Source organism: Breznakia blatticola (genome assembly GCF_004365815.1).
GTDB classification, from domain to species: domain Bacteria; phylum Bacillota_I; class Bacilli_A; order Erysipelotrichales; family Erysipelotrichaceae; genus Breznakia; species Breznakia blatticola.
In genome coordinates this window covers 77,701-94,312 of sequence record NZ_SODD01000001.1, presented here as the reverse complement: position 1 = coordinate 94,312, position 16,612 = coordinate 77,701, and the positions used below count along the sequence as shown (strand labels likewise).

At 33.5% G+C, this 16,612-nt stretch carries 17 protein-coding genes; 11 read left to right on the top strand and 6 right to left on the bottom strand.

Going from position 1 to position 16,612, the window contains the following annotated elements; all coding sequences use genetic code 11:
* Position 1: 1 nt before the first annotated feature.
* The 4 genes from EDD63_RS00530 to EDD63_RS00515 form a co-directional block, all read right to left on the bottom strand.
* Positions 2 to 439: a MarR family winged helix-turn-helix transcriptional regulator gene (locus EDD63_RS00530; RefSeq protein WP_134167389.1), complete on the bottom strand. Its 438-nt coding sequence runs from the start codon at positions 437 to 439 to the stop codon at positions 2 to 4.
* Between the two features lie 281 nt (positions 440 to 720).
* Complete coding sequence (locus tag EDD63_RS00525) at positions 721 to 1,122, bottom strand: DUF2752 domain-containing protein (protein WP_134167387.1); 402 nt, start codon at positions 1,120 to 1,122, stop codon at positions 721 to 723.
* Positions 1,106 to 1,462 (bottom strand): DUF4234 domain-containing protein, encoded by a 357-nt coding sequence (locus EDD63_RS00520; protein WP_134167385.1) that lies wholly within the window; start codon positions 1,460 to 1,462, stop codon positions 1,106 to 1,108. Before EDD63_RS00520 ends, EDD63_RS00525 begins: the two co-directional genes overlap by 17 nt.
* A 121-nt stretch (positions 1,463 to 1,583) precedes the next feature.
* Positions 1,584 to 1,838, bottom strand: a complete 255-nt coding sequence (locus tag EDD63_RS00515) for a SemiSWEET transporter (RefSeq protein WP_134167383.1) — start codon at positions 1,836 to 1,838, stop codon at positions 1,584 to 1,586.
* Between the two features lie 144 nt (positions 1,839 to 1,982).
* Between EDD63_RS00515 and EDD63_RS00510 the strand changes: the two genes are divergently transcribed.
* From EDD63_RS00510 to EDD63_RS00480, 7 genes are all read left to right on the top strand, one after another.
* Positions 1,983 to 2,930, top strand: a complete 948-nt coding sequence (locus EDD63_RS00510) for a metal ABC transporter substrate-binding protein (protein WP_134167381.1) — start codon at positions 1,983 to 1,985, stop codon at positions 2,928 to 2,930.
* The gene (locus tag EDD63_RS00505) at positions 2,875 to 3,591 is read left to right on the top strand and encodes a metal ABC transporter ATP-binding protein (protein ID WP_134167378.1); all 717 of its coding nucleotides are present in this window, start codon (positions 2,875 to 2,877) and stop codon (positions 3,589 to 3,591) included. The genes EDD63_RS00510 and EDD63_RS00505 overlap by 56 nt, the downstream gene beginning before the upstream one ends.
* Positions 3,584 to 4,390, top strand: coding sequence for a metal ABC transporter permease (locus EDD63_RS00500; RefSeq protein ID WP_166667489.1), 807 nt, complete (start codon positions 3,584 to 3,586; stop codon positions 4,388 to 4,390). The genes EDD63_RS00505 and EDD63_RS00500 overlap by 8 nt, the downstream gene beginning before the upstream one ends.
* Positions 4,391 to 4,756 (top strand): Fur family transcriptional regulator, encoded by a 366-nt coding sequence (locus EDD63_RS00495; RefSeq protein ID WP_134167374.1) that lies wholly within the window; start codon positions 4,391 to 4,393, stop codon positions 4,754 to 4,756. It begins immediately after the preceding gene.
* A 92-nt stretch (positions 4,757 to 4,848) separates the two neighbouring features.
* Positions 4,849 to 5,313 (top strand): hypothetical protein, encoded by a 465-nt coding sequence (locus EDD63_RS00490; RefSeq protein ID WP_134167372.1) that lies wholly within the window; start codon positions 4,849 to 4,851, stop codon positions 5,311 to 5,313.
* A gap of 128 nt (positions 5,314 to 5,441) precedes the next feature.
* Positions 5,442 to 7,211 (top strand): ABC transporter ATP-binding protein, encoded by a 1,770-nt coding sequence (locus EDD63_RS00485; protein ID WP_134167370.1) that lies wholly within the window; start codon positions 5,442 to 5,444, stop codon positions 7,209 to 7,211.
* Positions 7,208 to 8,971, top strand: a complete 1,764-nt coding sequence (locus tag EDD63_RS00480; RefSeq protein WP_134167368.1) for an ABC transporter ATP-binding protein — start codon at positions 7,208 to 7,210, stop codon at positions 8,969 to 8,971. The genes EDD63_RS00485 and EDD63_RS00480 overlap by 4 nt, the downstream gene beginning before the upstream one ends.
* A gap of 21 nt (positions 8,972 to 8,992) precedes the next feature.
* Here EDD63_RS00480 and nox read toward each other — a convergent pair whose 3' ends face one another.
* Positions 8,993 to 10,330, bottom strand: coding sequence for a H2O-forming NADH oxidase (gene nox / locus EDD63_RS00475; protein ID WP_134167366.1), 1,338 nt, complete (start codon positions 10,328 to 10,330; stop codon positions 8,993 to 8,995).
* 180 nt (positions 10,331 to 10,510) lie between these two features.
* Here nox and EDD63_RS00470 point away from each other — a divergent pair, with 180 nt between their 5' ends.
* A complete protein-coding gene (locus EDD63_RS00470; protein WP_166667488.1) occupies positions 10,511 to 10,762 on the top strand; it encodes a hypothetical protein in 252 nt (83 codons plus the stop codon).
* A gap of 228 nt (positions 10,763 to 10,990) precedes the next feature.
* Here the strand turns inward: EDD63_RS00470 and rnhC are convergent, their stop codons facing one another.
* On the bottom strand, positions 10,991 to 11,854 hold the full coding sequence (gene rnhC, locus EDD63_RS00465; RefSeq protein ID WP_134167362.1) for a ribonuclease HIII: 864 nt from the start codon (positions 11,852 to 11,854) through the stop codon (positions 10,991 to 10,993).
* A gap of 94 nt (positions 11,855 to 11,948) precedes the next feature.
* On the opposite strand from rnhC, the gene EDD63_RS00460 reads away from it, so the two are divergent.
* Genes EDD63_RS00460 through uvrC form a run of 3 tightly spaced genes read left to right on the top strand, consistent with a single transcriptional unit; the run spans position 11,949 to position 16,598 of the window.
* Positions 11,949 to 12,512: a CvpA family protein gene (locus EDD63_RS00460; RefSeq protein ID WP_134167360.1), complete on the top strand. Its 564-nt coding sequence runs from the start codon at positions 11,949 to 11,951 to the stop codon at positions 12,510 to 12,512.
* A gap of 12 nt (positions 12,513 to 12,524) precedes the next feature.
* Positions 12,525 to 14,831, top strand: coding sequence for an endonuclease MutS2 (locus EDD63_RS00455; RefSeq protein WP_134167357.1), 2,307 nt, complete (start codon positions 12,525 to 12,527; stop codon positions 14,829 to 14,831).
* Positions 14,832 to 16,598: an excinuclease ABC subunit UvrC gene (gene uvrC / locus EDD63_RS00450; protein WP_134167355.1), complete on the top strand. Its 1,767-nt coding sequence runs from the start codon at positions 14,832 to 14,834 to the stop codon at positions 16,596 to 16,598. It abuts the gene before it with no gap.
* Positions 16,599 to 16,612 lie beyond the last annotated feature (14 nt).

Below are 16,612 nucleotides of genomic sequence, written 5' to 3'. Positions count from 1 at the left end.
ATTACTTCCTTTCTTCTTGGAGTTTGATTCCAAGATTATTGATGATGTTTGTTAGCACATCATAGGCAATGTCGATATCTTTTTGTTGAACCCCTTCAAGTAGCGATTCATTCAAGCGATCTAGTTTTCCTTTGACAAGGTCTTCAGAATCCATCCCAAGTTGAGTTAAATGAATTTGATACTCACGCTTGTCTTTTGGATTTCTTACACGACGCAGATATCCTTTTGTCTCTAAAGAGGAAATACTGCGAGCAATTGCAGCCTTATCAATAGAGAGATACTTGGTCAGTTTTTCTTGTGAAAGACCATCATTTCCATAGAGATGTAGCAGTATACTAACCTCTGCATTCGGTAAGTTTTCTTCATGAAAAAGACCATTGATAATTGATTGTCGTTTACGATATACAATCGAGACTAAACGACCTATGTTTTTTTGCATATATTCCTCCTAATTAGTTGACGACTCAACTATTATATCGAATATCGTTGACTTGTCAATCATTTTTTAATATAAGTAATTATAAATATGTTAGTCTATAAATGAAAAGGTGCCACACAACAAAAGATTTGAAAGAGTATACGTATCCCGTAGGGTCTTATCTATTATAATTCTTATTGTATATGAAATGATGTATTAAAAATAATGATACAAATAGAAAAGTAAGTAAAAAGGTGTTTCTTTCATTTTGTTAATGAGAGAAACACCTTTTTGTGTTTAGCTTATTTTTGTAATGTGCTTATGATTTTAGGAATAAATGCTTGTTTACTAAATGGCATAGGTTCATTTGGAAAAATTGTAATCATTCGTATTGAATAAGTAACAATAAACACAATGATAAGTATCCAAGTAGTATATTTCGCACCATTGTTATAAAAGCTTCGATGCTTTATAAACAAAATCATCATCCATAAGGTATAAAACACAAAAATAATACATAATGGATGAAAATAAAGAGCATCTTCAATATTGAATTGCAGTAATTGAATCATGGCTCTAGTCATTCCACATCCTGGGCATGGTATTCCAATGACTGTTGAAATTGGACAGTAGTAACCAAGAATGAAAAATGCAATCATAAGACCTAAACCAATAAGCAGGATGTCTTTAATTTTGTGTTGCATCAATTAGGTTATTAATTGAAGATTGCATAATTGCTAAAGGAACAACATATGCAGTAAAGATTGCTAAGATGATATTTAATACAGTGTTATCTGAAGATCTAAATCCATAATCTTGTTCCAGATAGTAGATATCTTTACTTGTTTGATAAATCCAGTAATAACCGTAAATACCACAAGTAATGATGGTTAATAGAACAACCATTCCACCTGAACGGTATGATGAGTCCTTTCGTAAAAAGGCAACATCATTTGTGACTGAATTTATCCAAATAAATGAATAGATTCCACAAGTGAAAATACTTAGCAATACGCAAGTAACGATCGATTTTTTTCTTATCATAATATTCTCCTTATTTTGATCGATAAAAATTATATCATACAATAAATATAAGGTAAATAACGATACATTTATCAGTATATAAAAAGTATCCCTTTGTATTGACCAGGATACTTATTTATATTTATTTCTTATTTTGTCGAACTGCATTAATTTTGTATCCAAGAATGATACTTGATAGCACTGTTGTGATTGCATTTGAGATGATCATTGGTAAATCTCCAATAACTAAACCATAGACTAACCACATGGCTACCCCAACCACAAATAGGGTATACATTCCTAGTGAAATACTTGATGTATCTTTTGTTTTTACAACTTGAATCACCTGTGGAATAAATGAAATAGTTGTAAGTGTTGCAGCTATATATCCAACCATACGTTCTCCTTTGTCCGATAAAAAGTATTATAGAATATATCTTTTGAAAAGGAAAGGCATTTCTATCATTCATCACAGTTTACGTTATCTAACTTTGTGTGGTATAATCCCATTTGCGAATGGTTCGCAAAAACGGAGAGAGATATGAAACAAAAAATAGTAGCAATCCTTGTGCTTGGTTTATTGTTAAGTGGATGTACTACCTCAAAACCAACACAAAGCAATCATAAAGTTCAAGTAGTTGTCAGTTCTTTTATTGGTTATGATTTAGCAACCAATATAGGAAAAGACATAATAGATGTTAAAAATATTACCCCATGGGGAAGTGAACTTCATAATTTTGAACCAACTGCAAAAGACATGGTGCAAATAGATGAAGCAGATCTTTTTATTTTCTTAAGTGAAGAACTAGAGACATGGACAAGTTCAAGTGCACATAAAAAGCAAAGTCTTGATTTATCTGAAAGTTTCACCCTTGTGGAACATGACGATGAAAATGATCAAGGGGTTGGACATGTACATGTAGCAAAACATGATCATGAAGATCATGCAAGTTTACACTTTTGGGTTGACCCAACAACCTATATGCAATTAATTGATGCAGTGTGTGAGCGTTTAGTAGAAGTAGATAAAGAACACCAAAGTGCGTATGAAGCAAATGCAAAAGCTTATAAAGATGAAATCGCTTCATTGCATCAAGAGTTTTCAAATTACATATATAAACAAGAAGATCCAACCATTTTCTTTGCGGGTCATAATGCGATGGATGCATTTAGCAGTCGATATCACATCAATATCGTATCGCTAAGTGAGCAGTTTAAACCAGATGCAGATGTAACGGCAAAGCAACTAGAAACACTTAAAGAAGCAATTGTAGAATATCAAGCAAAAGATGTGTTTACAGAAGAACTTGTAGAACCACGTGTCGCTACGTTAATAAAAGAAACACTTCAGCAAGAACACTATGAAATCGAAATACTTGAATTGCATGGATATCATAATATTTCAAAAGAACAAGCACAGAAAGGAGTAACGTATGCAGACCTCTTCAAACAAAACATCGAAAACATCAAACAAGCACTGTCTAATTGATGTAGAACACTTAAGTGTCCATTTTGAAGGTTACAAGGCTTTAGATGACATTTCCTTCCAAGTCGATGAAGGAGACTTTGTGTACGTCATTGGACCCAATGGGAGTGGAAAATCCACATTACTAGCAACACTGACTGGTTTACTTGAACCAACAAGTGGGAAAGTACGTGTGGATACGAAAGGTGGCATTGGTTATTTACCACAAAAACTCTTTAATAAGCGAAACATTCCCATTACGGTAGAGGAAGTTATTTACTCAGGTTTTGATAAGCAGTATTTACATATAAAGGAAGTACAACGTAAACAAATTGAGAAATGGCTACATACGATGCAAATAGAACATACTTTAAAAATGCCAATTGATAAATTATCAGGTGGACAACAACAACGTGTATATTTAATTCGTGCACTTATCAATAAGCCAAGACTGGTTTTACTTGATGAACCAACCAGTGCATTAGATCCAGGATTTCGTGATCATTTTAATCAACTTTTAGAATCACTCCATCGTTTAGGAATCACGATTTTATACATTACACATGATTTACATGAGTATCAAGATGAGAATAAAAAAGTCTTATATGTTGATCAAAAAATTCACTACTATGGAAGTGTCAAAGAGTACAAATGCATTCATGAAGGAGGGCACACACATGTTTAGTATGTTTCAATATCCTTTTATGATATATGCCTTGATTTTAGGTATTGCATTAGCGATTAGTGCAGCTTGCTTGTCTCCATTTCTAGTGTTCAGTAATCAAGCGATGATTGCAGATGGAATGAGTCATATTGCATTTACTGGGGTTATCTTAGGATTTTTACTTAGTGAACAATCGTTATATTTTGCTTTACCTTTTGTTGTTGTGGCAAGTTTTGCGATTACCTATATATCTAGTAAACCAGGAATTAATAGTGATACTGCAATTGGTGTAGTTAGTGCCGTATCTTTAGCAATTGGATTAATTGTAGCAACCGTAGGTGATGGATTTAATCGCTCCATCGAATCATTACTTGTTGGTAGTATCTTAACGGTGAGTACAACAGAAATGATAAGTACAGTAATACTTGCATTGCTTGTTGTGATATTTGTTTGTGTGAATTATCGAAGTCTATTATCTATGACATTTGATGAAACGTATGCACGTTTTCGTAAAGTTAAAGTGACACTCTTACGCTATACCTTAACTGCTGCAACTGCAATATTTGTTGTGTTGGGTGTGCGAAGTGCAGGAACTTTATTAATATCTGCATTTGTGATCTTTCCAAGTATTAGTGCTGTCCAACTTTCAAAGAGTTTTAAACAAACCTTAATCTTTGGGATCATCTTTGCAGTCATTGGAATGTTTGTTGGAATTGTAGCTAGTTATCATTTAAACTTTCCAACGGGTTCTACGATTGTTCTTGCATATACTGCGATTTTATTTGTATGTTATGGATATAAGAGAATACGAGGTAACTAGATGCGACTAACGAAACATAGAAAGCAACTATTGGATTTATTTAAACAAGATCGTGAGAATTTATATAATGCAGAAATGTTGTATGAAAAACTGGATGGACAAATGAATCTAGCGACAATTTATCGTGCACTGGATTTATTTCAAAAAGAAGGAGTCATTGCCAAAAGTATAATTGAAGGAAGTGCCTATTATTACTATATGGAAAATATGCACTATCATTATATGATTTGTTTAAACTGTCATACCAAAATAAAAATAGATTGTTTAGTTCATCATGCAATAGATACGATTGCTAGTAAAAATGACTTTCAAGTCCAACAACATGACTTAACTGTGTATGGATATTGTAAAGACTGTAAATTATAAAAATATTGCTCGTTCGTAATGGCGAGCGATTTTTTATGTACACAAAAGCGATATGCAATTATAATAGTAATAGAAATAAAGGGGGACTACTTATGGCTAGAAAAGTAAGTGATGAAGTGTGCACACAAAATTATGAAGCAATGAAACAATTGTTTTGTGATGTAATTGAAGATGCTGACCGTTTTGAAGTGGTATATGGATGCGGTGTTGATGTAGGAATGATGAATTTCGTTATTGTAAGAAAAACGACATATACGTATGCAAGCTATGCTATTGGATTTGACGAGAATGAAAATGAAATCGTGATTTTACCAATTAGTCGTGAACTTGACGGATATGGGGATCCCATCTATGTTAAACGTGCAGATGTGAAAAAAGCAAAAATTTCTATGTTCTCAAAAGAAATACAAATTCATGGAAAGATGTTTCCAAAAAAATACATTACATTCACAGTTCAAGAATTATTAAATCAAGATCCTGACGAAGTGGTACTTTGCATTAAGCAAGAAGAACCATATAACAAGTTCATGGATTTCTTTAAGAATAAGTTCAAGTAAGCTTATTCTTTTTTTAAAACCACTTGGTAAAGAAATCAAACCACTTGCGTTAAAAGTCTAGATAGATATTTGATGCATACATATAATAGAGAAAAGAAACACATTGGTGTTTAGACAAAGGGGGGAATATGGAGAACATAAGAACATTTAAAAAGACAGTTTCACTGTTGTTTGCCGAGATGTGGAAACAAAAGAAAAGCTACTTTTTACTTTTATTTGCGAATTTTTGTTTTAGTGGGATTTATACATATGCACTATTTTTATTGCCAAAAGAAGTTTTGACAATGCTAATGCAAAAAGAAATTGATGCGCAAATGCTCATTGTGCTATTTGTCACTATTTTTATTAGTTCCTTAATGGGTGCAGTTATGCGGTATTTATATACACCAATAGGATATACCATTCGCTATCAATTGATGTTTGAGTTGATGAAGAAAAACATGTATATGCCATTGCATAAATTTGAAGATCCAGAACATTTAGATAAACAAGAACTTGTGATTTTACCACTGCAAAGCATTGAAGGAGTACAAGGATTCTATTTGCAACTTGCACATATATCTGGAGCGCTTGGTGTTATTGCAGTGTCGATTGGTGCAACATTTCAAATTCATCCAATCATACCGATTATCACAATTGCATGGTTTGTTTTATATGTGAAATTAAAACTTGATGCTGGTAACTTTGCTGATCATCAAGTAAAAACAAACCAAAGTATATGGAGAGAGTCATTTTATTTAAATGATATTAGTCGTGATGCAAGTTTTGCAAAAGAGTTACGTGTTTATCGTATGCAAGATTATATACATGAAAAGCGCGAACAAATTATTAAACGAATCCAAGCAACTTTGACGCCAATGGAGCGTAAGGAAAGTCATATCTTGCATCTTGATAATGTATATCAATTTATACGAGATGGAGTTATGTATGGAGTGCTCATTGTGGCATATTTTGCAAAAACCATATCACTACCATTATTTTCAAGTTATACCTCTTTAGTTATGCAAGTAAATAGTGCTTTTGAAGTAATCTTTGAAGGGTTTCGAACTCTTAGTTTTCGGTATCCAAGTATCATTCGTATGTTTGAATACTTACATGAAGAAGATGATCAAAAACAAGCACAACCATTACCAGAAGCAAGTACATGGGAGATTGTATTTGAACATGTAGATTTTCATTATCCTGGAAACACCCATATGGTATTTAAGGATTTAAACTTTACTTTACGTCAAGGTAAGAAACTTGCAATTATCGGTTTAAATGGAGTTGGTAAGACAACCATGATGAAACTATTGATGGGTTTATATCCACCAACAAGCGGAACGATTTATTTCAATGGTGTAGATATCCAAAATATTGATAAGGAAAGTTACTTCACATTGTTTGCTCCTGTATTTCAAGAGTTGAATATCTTTCCATATTCATTAAAAGAAAATCTGACTTTCCAAAATGATTGTTCAGATGAAGAACTCGTTGAAATTACAAAACAAGTAGGTATCTATGAAGATATCAAAACGTATGGTTGGGATAAACAATTGACACGTTTTGTAGATAGTGAAGGACTTTTATTGTCAGGTGGGCAAAGTCAAAAACTACTCATGGCACGTGCACTTGCATACCATCGTGATATTTTGATTTTAGATGAACCAACCAGTGCACTTGATCCAATAGCGGAATATGAGTTCTACCACAAAATCAATAATGAATATAATGATAAAACGATTTTATTTATTTCGCATCGATTAGCAAGTACGAGTTTCTGTGATGAGATCTTACTTGTCGATGCCCAAAACATTTCAGAGTTTGGTACACATGAAGAGCTTATGCAAAGAAAAGGAATGTACTATGATTTATTTCAAGTACAAGCTAAATACTATAAAGAGGAGGAACTGGCATGATTTACAATATAAAAATAATCGCTTTCTTCCTTACCCATGTAATGAAATTAAAACCAAACTATATGCTTAAGCATGGAGTTGCTGCTTTATTACAAACGGCAATTACATTATTACTTGTCTTTTTACCATCCGTTGCAATTTCTGCACTAAGTAACGAAACAAGTGAAGCTGCATTACTTCAAGTTGTAATATTCCTAGCTGTGTTATTTGTATTACGTTTATTATACATTCAGTTAATGAAGACTTTACGGGTAGAGAAAGAAGTTGTTCAAGGTATGCTTTATGATAAAATTTCAAATGATTTACTGGAAACACCATATGCACAAATGGAAAATCCTGATTTTCTTGAACAAATTCATTTAGGTATTTCTCCAATTGAGCAGTTAAATGTTGTTGGTGCACTTGCTCTATCCATTCCAAAATTACTGCAAAGTATATTAGTCATATTCAGTGTTTCGTTTATTGTGTTTGAATATGATTGGTTACTAATTCTTGTGATTTTAGCGGTTTTGCTTGTAAATTACATGGTGAATAAACTCATTGTAAAAATGGAAATGAAAGACACGAAAGACAGTTTGAAACAAAACAAAGAATACTGGTATTACTTATCAAATTATCGAAATCCACAACTAGCCAAAGATATTCGTGTATATCAAATGCAACCGTTCTTATTAAAGAAATTACAAGAAGTGTTTGATGTGTTCTTACAAAGTGGATATCGTTTATATGGTGCTCGCAACATTCGTGAATTAGTCGCAAAGGTTATGAATGTGGGATTGATGATATTTATGTATGTATTTCTACTATATCGTTCGATGCAACAAGATTTAGCACCAGAGCAATTGATTTTAATCGTAAATGCATCATTATCATTATACGCTTCACTAAATGTATTACAAACTGAGTATTTACAAACATATGCACAAGTTGTATATCTTGAAGAATATAAAAAGTTGTATGATCAAATTGCTGCATATACACCAAAAGGTGATGAAGTGTTTGATGAACCAATTACTTCAATTGTCTTTGATGATGTACACTTCTCCTATCCAGGAAGTGATGTAGAAGTCTTAAAAGGATTAAGTTTTTCCATTGAAGATAAACAAACTATCTCTCTAGTTGGGCGAAATGGATCAGGAAAAAGTACCATTATTAAATTACTCTCACGCTTGTTTGAACCAACAAGTGGAAGAATATTAGTAAATGGAAAAGATATTCAAAGTCTAGATTATGATTGTTACTTAAAGCAACTAGCAATTATATTTCAAGATTTTCGGATGTTTCATTATTCAATTAAAGAAAATGTTACATTTAGCGAGGTAGATGAAGAACGTTTACAGTTTGCTTTACACGAAGCAGATTTTGAAAAAGAGTTAGTGAAGTTTAGTCGTGGAGTAGATACTGCATGTGCTAAAGATATGGATGCCGATGGAGTAAATCTATCCAAAGGACAGGAACAAAAACTAGCCATTGCGCGTAGTATTTATAAGCAGGGTTCGTTGATGATTTTAGATGAACCTACCGCATCACTGGATCCACTAGCCGAACAAGAAGTATTCAATCATTTCAAAAACATTACTGATACAAAATTATCGATAATGATTAGTCATCGATTATCAAGTTGTCGTAGTAGTGATCGAATTATTCTTATCGAAGATGGAATTGTAAAAGAAGATGGAAGTCATGACACCTTGATGAATCAAAACGGTGTGTATGCTACTATGTATACGTTACAAGGAAGTAAGTATCAAGAATCATAAAAAAAAGGACGCGAGTCCTTTTTACTTTGCAGTTAGTGCAGCCATAGTTATGTAGTTGTATGGTTGGTTGAAGTGTGGTAAGAAAAATAAATCCAATAGTTTTAATTGATCGATAGTCAATTTTTCTTGGATTGCTAATGAGAACATGTGAATTCCCATAGAAATATCATACATACTTGCCATTTGTGCACCAAGAATTCTGCGTGTTTCTTTATCGTAAACAATACGAATATTTACTGGTTGATTATCTTCAGTCACAAATGCAGGTTTTTGTAGGTCTTCATAGTCAGTAGCTAGTGCATCAAAACCATAGTCTTTTGCTTTTTGTAAACTAAGTCCAGTAGAAACCATTGATAGTCCATAAATATGAATTCCATTACTTCCTTGTACGCCTAGACTTTCTAAATGCGTACCACAAACATTGTGTGCAGCTACAATTCCACTTCGTACAGCATTCGTTGCTAGAGCAATGTAGTTTGTATCTTGAATGGCATTATCATATACGGTTGCACAATCACCAATCGCATAGACACTATCATCACTCGTCTTCTGTGTTTTATCCACAAGGAATGCACCATTTTTGAATAATTTTAAGTGGTTATCACCAAGCAGGTTATTTGGTTTAAAACCAACTGCAAGAATAACCATTTGGGCTTTATATTCGCCTTTATCGGTTTGAATACTTTCTACTTTATCTGTTCCTTTAATTGCTTGGACACATTCTCCATAATGTAACTCGATTCCATGTTCACTTAGATTTTCATCCATAAGTTTTGTGAACTCTGGATCATAGTAACTTGATAGTGAACTGCTAGCAACATCAATCAAACGCACTTTACGTCCATTACGTTGGAAAGCTTCGGCAAGTTCTACTCCAATATATCCAGCTCCTACAACAGCAATATCTTGTATATCTGGATGAAGCTCTAATTTATCAATTACTTCTTGTGCATTTTGGTATAATTTCACAAATTGTACATTTTGTAAGTCTGCACCAGGAATTTTAGGTGCAATAGGTAATGAACCAGTAGCTAAAATCAATTTGTCATAGCTTGATTCCATTTGTTTTCCATCAAAAGTTGTTGCGTGTACGATTTTATTTTCGTAATCGATGTGATCGATTTTTGTGTTCATGTACACTTTTGCCCCTTTTGCTTCTAATTGTTCTTTGTCCGAATAAAATAATCCCTCAGGACCAGCAATTTGTTTACCAATCCATAACGCCATTCCACAACCCAAAAATGAGATGTTTGAATTTGCATCAAATACCGTAACATCAATATTTTTGTAGTTGTCTAACATCGTGTTGATGCTTGCAGTGCCGGCGTGATTTGCACCCACAACAATTATTTTTTCCATATACATTATCTCCTTTTATAGAACTATCATACCTTGAATGAAACGGTGCTTCCATTCATTTGCTTACAAAGATAAAACACATAGATTAAAGGATAAAATTATTTCTAAAATATAACTTTACTTTTGGTTTTCTTGGGTGTAATATATGGGTGATTAGTACCTAATCAAGGAGAAAAAATGATGAGTTTTACTGCTTTCGTGTGTAAAGGGATAGTAACTCTCACGTGTTTATTCTCACCAGTTTCGCAAGCTACGCTACATTATCATGCAAATGATTTTGCAACCAAACGTGAAGTTAGCACATCACGTACACGTGCCCAAAAAGTAGCGAAAGAAAACCGTGAAGCCATGATTATCTGGGTAGCCGGTATTGGAACAATTTCCATCGGTTGCGCAGTTGCCCTGAAAAATTATCATGGTAAGAAGAAGTAGATCTAGATGGTCTGCTTTTTTTTTCTTCATGGAAAACACACAAAAATTACCAATTATTCCAAATAATTGCATATTTGTCCAAAAGAAGTACTTTTGCGTTACATTTATATGAATTGTGATATTCTATAAATATCAATAAGGTATGGAAGGGATACCTCACTTCATTCAAGATAGGAAAAAGTATAAAAAAGAACGACTCATGTGGGAGAACCGTTCTTTTTTATTTGTTTATGATAATGCTTTTTCTGTATTTGAAAAATGTGTTTTTGCGACTAGTTGTAAAGTTTCTTTTCCATGGATTTCTACGAATTCACGAATGGCTTTATCAACATGTGCTCCAGCACCTTTTGGAAAAGTGAAGTTGTAATGTTCGCTCATTTTATCCATTGTATCTAGAAAGTAGTAGCGTGCGATAATGGATGCACATGCCACACTTAAATATTTATCTTCTGCTTTTGTTTCAAAGTGGATATCACGAATAATTGAATGTTCCCCTTGAAGATAGCGGAAATAGCTTTTTGGTGGCGTAAATTGATCCACGTAGATTTGGGCAAGTGTTACACCTTTATTTGCTAGATTGATAAATGCTTGGTTGTGCATCTTTGCCTTGATGGCATTCATATTGAAATGCTCGTGTACACGATTGTATTTTTCATTGGTTAATATGAGAAATGAGTGGGGAATAAACGTAATTAATTCCTTTGCGACTTTGATGATTTGCTCATCTTTCATTTTCTTTGAATCTTGAACCCCAAGCGCATGAAGTTTTTTTACATCTTCTTGACGCACGTGGCTTGCACATACGACAACTGGTCCAAAGTAATCTCCAGTACCAACTTCATCACTTCCGCTTTGGGGAAATACTTGTTGGTTTGTTGGCTTTACGATATCACTTTCATCTTCACCTGCATAAAAAGAAGCACCAGTTCCTTGGAAGACAACTTTTCCTGATTCATATGCTGTAATTGTACAATCACTCATCTTGATTTGAAAGATGGCATATAGTGGAGTTTTACGAATGTCTCCTTGTTTTGATAGCGCTTGATAGAGTGTATCGATTTGTTTTTTTGTATATGTTTTTGTTATTGTCATAATCACCTTTTTGAGTATTATAACACAACTTTGGAAAGTTGCATTCCCTATGGTTGCATTGTATGATAGTCCTAGTAACAGAAAGTAGGTTTTTATGGAATTTCCCATTACATATAGTATGTTTATTCCCGTAGTTTTAGCAGCACTTCTCATTTTTTATGCCATTAGAGGATATAAAAATGGATTATTATTAGAGCTTGTGATGTTTGCATCATTATTGGTTAGTTTGGTTGCTAGTTACTTAGTATCCATTGCGATAAGTGAAAGTGGTTTTGTATTTCAAGCAAGCATTAACGTCGGTGAAGTACATGTAAATCAAGCATTAGATAAAAGTGCTACGCAACTTATTGCGTTTTTCATCTTTTTTATAGTGATTAATTTAGCTTTTTATATATTACGTAAACTATCGAAGAAATTTAACGATATTACTGTTGTAGGAACGATCAATCAAATTCTTGGAAGTATACTTGCTGTATTAAAAGGAAGTATTTATATCATCCTTGTTGTCTTGTTACTTGCAAGTCCACTTTTTAGTAATGGTAGAGAAGTATTAAAACAGGCACACTTAGAACCAGTAAAAGAATGTATGCAAGAAAATATACCTGTCATTAAAAATGTACTTAATGTATTTGACAAGGTTGATACAATAAATGAATAGAAGGAAAATATTATGAAGGATTATAAAGGATTGGATTTTGAGGAGGTAAAAGAACTGATTGCAAAGTATGCATCATTTTCATTATCGAAACAGTATATCCAAAATAAACAACCAAACTTTTCATATCTACAAGCAAGTCGTGAACTTGTCCGTGGAAAAGAAAGTTTAAAATTATACGAACGATACCAAGCACCTGTATTTGCAGGAGTTAAAGATTTGTACGATGTTTTCAAAAGCGTTGGAAAAGGAAAACTATTAAGTGGTGCAGATCTTTTTGATGTTGCAATGTTTTTTGCATCATATAAAAACATGCAAGCATATAAACGAAATATCGAAATAGATGTTCCACTAGTTATGGACTATTTTGATGCATTGAGTGACTTTACAAAACTAGGTGAGGAAATTGAAAGAAAAATTGATCCATCAGGTGATGTAAAAGATCATGCCAGTGAAGAACTTTCACGCATCCGTAAAGGATTGAAACAAACGGAAAGTGATATTGCTAAAAAAACAGGAGAACTATTACAACGTTATAGTGGATCATTAATGGATCAAATTACAGCAACGCGTAATAATCGAACAACTTTGCTTGTTAAAGCTGGTGATAAAAATAAAATCAAAGGATTTGTGCATGATGAAAGTGCATCAGGACAAGCAGTGTACATTGAACCAGAAGAACTACTAATTCTAAACAACAAACTACAGTCTTTACGTGCCAATGAAAAAAATGAAATGGAACGTATTATGCGTGAGTTGTGTAAAATGGTTGAACCATATAGTGATGAAATGCAAGCAAATTTAGAGACACTAACTTTATTAGATGTCTTATTTGCTCAAGCACATTATGCATTTTCAACAAATGGATGTTATGCAGATTTACAAAAAGATGGAACAACCTTATTTATGCGTGATGCACGTCACCCATTAATTGATGAAAAGAAAGTTGTTGCCAATACGTACCGTATTGAAAAACCGCATTCAATATTACTAATCAGTGGTTCAAATACGGGAGGAAAAACCGTAACATTAAAAACTATTGGATTATTCACCATTATGTCGATGAGTGGATTACCTGTGCTTTGTGATGAAGCCATTATTCCACTATTTGATAATGTATTTGTTGATGTTGGAGATTTTCAATCAATTTTGGAATCTCTATCCACTTTTTCAGCACATCTATCAAGACTTGCTAGCATCTTTGATGCAGCAACAAGCCATTCATTAGTTTTACTTGATGAGTTAGGGAGCGGGACAGATCCAAATGAAGGAGAATGTCTTGCAATTGCAATCTTAGAGTATTTAAAAGAACATAAAGTTATGTCAATTGCTACAACACACTATTCAGGGGTGAAGAAGTATGCGAAAACACAACCTGAAATTTTACTTTCAAGTGTTGGCTTTAATTTAGATACGATGGAACCTACGTATAAGTATATGGAAGGATTCAGTGGGAATTCCAATGCACTAGAAATTGCGAAACGTTATCATATCAAACCTGAGATTTTACAAACTGCGCAAACACTACGCGAACAAAGTTTTAGTAATCAAGAAATCTTACTTGAGCAATTAGAGAAAGATAAACTAGAATTGTTAGAAGCACAAAGTAAATTCAAAAATGATGAAGCACGTTTGCTACTGATGCATGAAGAATTAGATAAAGCAAAACACAAACAGTTGGAAGAAAAAGAAACACTCTTACGTAAAGCGCGTTTAGAAGCAAATGAAATTCTTGAAGATGCACGCATACAAGCAAAAGAAGTTATGCAAGAATTACGTTCCTTAAAAGATGTGAAAGAACATGAAATGATTGCAGTTGCTTCCAAACTGAAAAGTGAAACTGTAGAAGATGTACAAGATGACAAAGTATATGAAGTCAAATTACATGACTATGTGAAAGTCAAAGGCTTACAATATGAAGGAGAAATCATCTCCTTAAAAGGAAATAAAGCAACCATCCTCACAAATGGAATGCGTATGAATGTAAAGACAAAAGATTTAGTACCTGCGTTCAAACCAAAAGTGAAGGCAAAAGCATCAGTTAAAACAACAATGCAAAGTAATTCGCGGATGGCAATGGAATGTAACGTCATTGGAATGCGTGTTGCAGAAGCATTACCGATTGTTGAGAAATATATTGATAATGCTGTTGTGCAAAAGATGTATTCGGTACGTATTGTACATGGTGCAGGAACTGGAGCCTTACGTAAAGCCATTCACGAGTATTTAAAGAAAAGTAAATATGTGGATAGCTATCGTTTAGGTGGCGAAGGAGAAGGTGGCTTAGGAGCCACTGTTGTGACATTAAAAGGAAAAAAATAAATGGCAAATATGGACAAGATTCAAGACAAGTTGGATTTGCTGCCAGCAAAACCAGGTTGTTATATGATGAAAGATAAACATGGAACAATCATTTATGTAGGGAAGGCAAAGAAGTTAAACAATCGTGTGCGTTCCTACTTTCGTGGTGTCCATGATACAAAAACAACACGTCTTGTCCAAAATATTGATGACTTTGAAACCATCGTTACCGATAGTGAGAAGGAAAGTTTAATTCTTGAGATTAATTTAATTAAGAAATATACACCAAAATACAATATTATGTTTATGGATGATAAGAGTTATCCCTACATCATGCTAACAAAGGATAAAGCACCCGTATTATCTGTTATTCGAAATCCAAAACGAAAAGATGTGTATTACTTTGGACCTTTTCCAGATGCTGGTGCAGCACATAAAACAAAAGATTTATTGAATAAGATTTATCCTTTACGAAAATGTAAACATATGCCAAATCGTGCATGTTTGTATTATCATTTAGGACAATGTCTAGCACCTTGTATTCATGATATTGATCCAGAAATCTATCAAAAAATGGCGACAGAAATTCGTAAGTTTCTAAATGGTGATACCAAAGCGGTGGTCGATCAATTAAAAAACCGCATGATGGAAGCTAGTGAAAAGATGGATTATGAGCGGGCACAAGAATATCATGAACTTATTTTGTCCATTGATCATGTGGCCAGTAACCAACACGTTGAGTTTGCTGATAAAAAGGATCAAGATGCCTTTAACTACTATTATGATAAAGGGTATTTATGTATCCAAGGGTTCTTCATTCGAGGTGGGAAAATCTTGGATCGTGCATTAAGTGTAACGCCAATTTATGAAGAAGTAGAAGATGCCTTTGTATCCTTCTTAATGCAGTACTATCAAAAAAATCCATATCCACAAATTCTTTATTTACCAAAGGATATCCAAACGGATTTAAGCGAAGTATTCCCATGTAAGATCATTAAACCACAACGTGGAGAAAAACTGCGTTTGATGGAAATGGTAAAAGAGAATGCGAAAAAATCACATATCGATAAATTTGAGTTAGTAAAACGTAAAGATGAAAATCGTAATGAGGCATTAGAAGAGTTATCAAACTTACTTGGTAAAAAGATTTCAACGATTGAAATTTATGATAACTCGCATATATCAGGTGCATTTAATGTGTCTGGAATGGTTGTTTTTAAAGATGGAAAACCATCAAAGAAAGACTATCGAACATACAAGCTTGATACATATGTATCGGATACAGATTCGATGAAAGAAGTGATTTATCGTCGATATTTCCGCTTACTGAAAGAACAAGGAAAAACCAATGATTTACTTATTGTTGATGGTGGTCTTGGACAAATCCACGCAGCTAAAGAAATACTAGATGCACTAGATATTGATATTACACTATGTGGACTTGTAAAAGATGATAAGCATAGAACGGCTAGTTTAATGGATAGTGAAGGAAATATCCTTCCAGTAAAAAAAGATCAACCTCTATTTTTCTTGTTGACACAAATGCAAGATGAAGTTCACCGCTTTGCGATTACCTTCCATAAAAAATTACGTAGTAAAGCACAAACAAAATCCATCTTGGATGAGATTCCAGGACTTGGTAGTGTGCGTCGTAAAAAACTGTGGAATCACTATAAGAGTATGAAAAAAATGAAAGCAGCAAGTGTGGAAGAACTAACAGAACTTGTCCCAAAACAAGTTGCTGAAAATGTCTATCGCATCATTCATGAAGAGAAAAAAGATTTCTAGTATATATGCAAGCA

What these genes read in the sequence shown, in the direction of transcription:
- rnhC (WP_134167362.1), bottom strand. Translation starts at nt 11,854, where the DNA reads ATGACAATAACAAAAACATATACAAAAAAACAAATCGATACACTCTAT.
- EDD63_RS00455 (WP_134167357.1), top strand. Translation starts at nt 12,525, where the DNA reads ATGAAGGATTATAAAGGATTGGATTTTGAGGAGGTAAAAGAACTGATT.
- uvrC (WP_134167355.1), top strand. Translation starts at nt 14,832, where the DNA reads ATGGCAAATATGGACAAGATTCAAGACAAGTTGGATTTGCTGCCAGCA.
- EDD63_RS00470 (WP_166667488.1), top strand. Translation starts at nt 10,511, where the DNA reads ATGAGTTTTACTGCTTTCGTGTGTAAAGGGATAGTAACTCTCACGTGT.
- EDD63_RS00480 (WP_134167368.1), top strand. Translation starts at nt 7,208, where the DNA reads ATGATTTACAATATAAAAATAATCGCTTTCTTCCTTACCCATGTAATG.
- EDD63_RS00515 (WP_134167383.1), bottom strand. Translation starts at nt 1,838, where the DNA reads ATGGTTGGATATATAGCTGCAACACTTACAACTATTTCATTTATTCCA.
- EDD63_RS00490 (WP_134167372.1), top strand. Translation starts at nt 4,849, where the DNA reads ATGGCTAGAAAAGTAAGTGATGAAGTGTGCACACAAAATTATGAAGCA.
- EDD63_RS00460 (WP_134167360.1), top strand. Translation starts at nt 11,949, where the DNA reads ATGGAATTTCCCATTACATATAGTATGTTTATTCCCGTAGTTTTAGCA.
- EDD63_RS00525 (WP_134167387.1), bottom strand. Translation starts at nt 1,122, where the DNA reads ATGCAACACAAAATTAAAGACATCCTGCTTATTGGTTTAGGTCTTATG.
- EDD63_RS00495 (WP_134167374.1), top strand. Translation starts at nt 4,391, where the DNA reads ATGCGACTAACGAAACATAGAAAGCAACTATTGGATTTATTTAAACAA.
- nox (WP_134167366.1), bottom strand. Translation starts at nt 10,330, where the DNA reads ATGGAAAAAATAATTGTTGTGGGTGCAAATCACGCCGGCACTGCAAGC.
- EDD63_RS00510 (WP_134167381.1), top strand. Translation starts at nt 1,983, where the DNA reads ATGAAACAAAAAATAGTAGCAATCCTTGTGCTTGGTTTATTGTTAAGT.
- EDD63_RS00530 (WP_134167389.1), bottom strand. Translation starts at nt 439, where the DNA reads ATGCAAAAAAACATAGGTCGTTTAGTCTCGATTGTATATCGTAAACGA.
- EDD63_RS00500 (WP_166667489.1), top strand. Translation starts at nt 3,584, where the DNA reads ATGTTTAGTATGTTTCAATATCCTTTTATGATATATGCCTTGATTTTA.
- EDD63_RS00505 (WP_134167378.1), top strand. Translation starts at nt 2,875, where the DNA reads ATGCAGACCTCTTCAAACAAAACATCGAAAACATCAAACAAGCACTGT.
- EDD63_RS00520 (WP_134167385.1), bottom strand. Translation starts at nt 1,462, where the DNA reads ATGATAAGAAAAAAATCGATCGTTACTTGCGTATTGCTAAGTATTTTC.
- EDD63_RS00485 (WP_134167370.1), top strand. Translation starts at nt 5,442, where the DNA reads ATGGAGAACATAAGAACATTTAAAAAGACAGTTTCACTGTTGTTTGCC.